The following is a 2,597-nucleotide window of genomic DNA, read 5'->3' as shown; positions in this document are numbered from 1 at the left end:
GGGGGCGTAGTCCGTTGCCTGTTGGCCGACATGTCTAGGGCCAGAATCCGCCCAGGAGGTTCTGATGAGCAGGTACGACCCGCTGACCGCATACCTGCGAGTTGCGGCGGATCACGGTCAAGCGACGGTGGAGCTGGGGTTCGATCAGATCGAGGAGATCATCGGCTCGTCGCTTCCGGCGTCGTCGGACCAGCGGCAATGGTGGGCCAACTCCAGCCACAGCCAGGCGTTGGCATGGCGGGCCGCAGGCTTCCACGTCGAGCAGGTGTACCTGGACCGCCAGCGGGTCCGGTTCGCGCGTGGAACCCGCGGCGGCAGCTACGCCGACCACGGTCGGATCGCCATGTCACCAGCCCCGCGCCGCACCGCTCCGCCCTTGGTGGACCGCCAGCCGGTCGGAGCCGCGGTCGACGTTCGAGTCCGACTGCGGTGGCTCGACGCAGGCGTGATCACCCTCGATCCGAGTGGGAAGCCGACCTTCGGCGGCCTCGAAGGTGCGCCCGGCCTGTACCGGATGACCCTCACCGGCGCAGCGGCCGACATCCGGCCGCAGGTCTACATCGGCGAGACGGACAGCCTGCGCGCCGGCTGTCCGTCAACTACCGCAGCCCAGGAGCCGGACAGCAGACAAGCCTGCGGATCAACGCCCTGCTGCGCGCGCACCTCGCTGCCGGCGGACGTGTCGACCTCGCTCTGGCAACGACGGCGACCCTGTGGCTCGATGGCGTCGAGCAGCCCCTCGACCTGACCCGCAAGGCTGGCCGGCTGCTGGCCGAGAATGCCGCGCTCGTGCTCGCGCAGGTCATCGACGACGCGGACATCGTCAACCTCGGATGACAGTTCCAGCGCATCTCGGTCGCTCCAACATCTGCGCCGGCCTGGGAGCAGCCTCTTCCCCGACGCGTACCTCGCAGTTGACGCACCAGCCGAGGACGCACCGCAACGAGCGGGTGCAGGTCTCCGCGTGGCCCTGGCCCAGGCCGGGAAACTCTTCGACGCACGCCGCTACGAGCACGCCATGGCCACACGGCTCAGCGACGATCCACGCTTCGCCCTCCGCGCCGACCTCGCCCGAGTTCCACGGCCCCTCCAGAAGTCGGCTTGTGCCCGTGAGCTGGGGTGATGCGACGGTGCGGCTGCCGGCATGATGGTCAGATATTCCCATCCGCCTGCTCTGTCTGATCTTCGTGCGGGTGTGCGGCTGGCTGGTTCTCCTCGGTCGTTCGTCGGCGTCGAAGGACATCGAGTTGCTGGTGCTGCGGCATGAGGTCGCGGTGCTGCGCCGCATCAGCCCAGGCCGCGGTGGGACCGGGCGGTCCTCGCCGCCCTGATCGGGCTTCTCCCCAGGGCGCTGCGAGCGCACCGGCTGGTCACTCCCGGCACCGTCCTGCGGTGGCACCGCCGTGTGGTCACACGAAAATGGACCTACCCGCGGCGGATGGGCCGGCCACCGATCAGCTCGGAGATCTCCACGCTGATCAGGCGGCTCGCGATCGAGAACACGGGCGTGGGGCTACCAGCGGATCCAAGGCGAGCTCCTCAAGCTCGGCCACCGGGTGAGCGCCTCCACGATCCGCCGGGTCCTGACGTCCCTGGGGCTGCCCCCGGCTCCGCAACGGCAGGCCGACACGACCTGGCGGCAGTTTCTGCGTACGCAGGCGTCGACGGTGCTGGCCGTGGACTTCTTCCATGTGGACTGCACGGTGACGCTACGGCGTCTGTACTGCTTCTTCGTCCTGGAAGTCGGCTCCCGCACCGTCCACATCCTCGGGGTCACCGCCCACCCCGACGGACCGTGGACCACCCAACAAGCCCGGAACCTGCTCATGGATCTCGGTGACCGGGCGGTCGACTTCCGGTTCCTGGTCCGCGACCGGGCCGGTCAGTTCACCGCGTCGTTCGACGCGGTCCTCGCCGACGCCGGCATCACCACGGTCAAGATCCCACCCCGGACCCCGCGGTCGAACGCCTACGCGGAACGGTTCGTCCGAACCGTCCGGACCGAGGTCACCGACCGGATGCTGATCTTCGGTGAGCGGCACCTGCGCGTTGTCCTGGCCGGGTACGCACGGCACTACAACGGACGACGCCCCCACCGTGGCCGCGGCCTTCAACCACCACAGCCGGATCACCCCGTCGCTGACCTGACCAAGAAACAGATCAAGCGTCAGTCCGTCCTCGGCGGCCTGATCAACGAGTACGAACGAGCTGCATAAAAGCCCAGGTCAACACCGGTGGCCGAGTTCTGGCACCCCACAGGCCGCCACCGACCACTCTGCCCTCGACTACAGCCGCCCACCGCGACCACCACGGCCAGCGCGCCCGCCGTCGCGCCGACGCCAGCGGCCTGAACTCCGAGGACAACCATCGCGGCGCGTACCAGCGTGGTGCCCACCAACTGGGCCCGTGGGTGATCTGCCCGTGTGCGTCGGATGCGCGCCGTCTCAGCCGATCATCTCTCGTCTGGGCAAGCGGTTCGACCAAGCGGCAGACGGCCGCCCACTTGCCGGCATCGGCGAAGTGGCGAGCCTCCTCCCGGTTGTTGCCGGTCTCGGTCCAAGGCGATCGGGCCGACAACCCTTTTGGGCTGAAACTAG

At 68.8% G+C, this 2,597-nt stretch carries 1 protein-coding gene and 1 pseudogene; both read left to right on the top strand.

Going from position 1 to position 2,597, the window contains the following annotated elements; translation table 11 throughout:
- Nucleotides 1-64 precede the first annotated feature (64 nt).
- Complete coding sequence (locus tag MJ797_RS26795) at nucleotides 65-748, top strand: hypothetical protein (RefSeq protein WP_239342541.1); 684 nt, start codon at nucleotides 65-67, stop codon at nucleotides 746-748.
- Between the two features lie 409 nt (nucleotides 749-1,157).
- A pseudogene (locus MJ797_RS26790) lies at nucleotides 1,158-2,216 on the top strand (transposase).
- The last annotated feature ends 381 nt before the right edge of the window (nucleotides 2,217-2,597 follow it).

This window comes from Protofrankia sp. CiP3 (genome assembly GCF_917627345.1).
In the GTDB taxonomy this organism is placed as follows: domain Bacteria; phylum Actinomycetota; class Actinomycetes; order Frankiales; family Frankiaceae; genus Protofrankia.
This window is presented reverse-complemented; position numbering and strand designations above follow the sequence as displayed.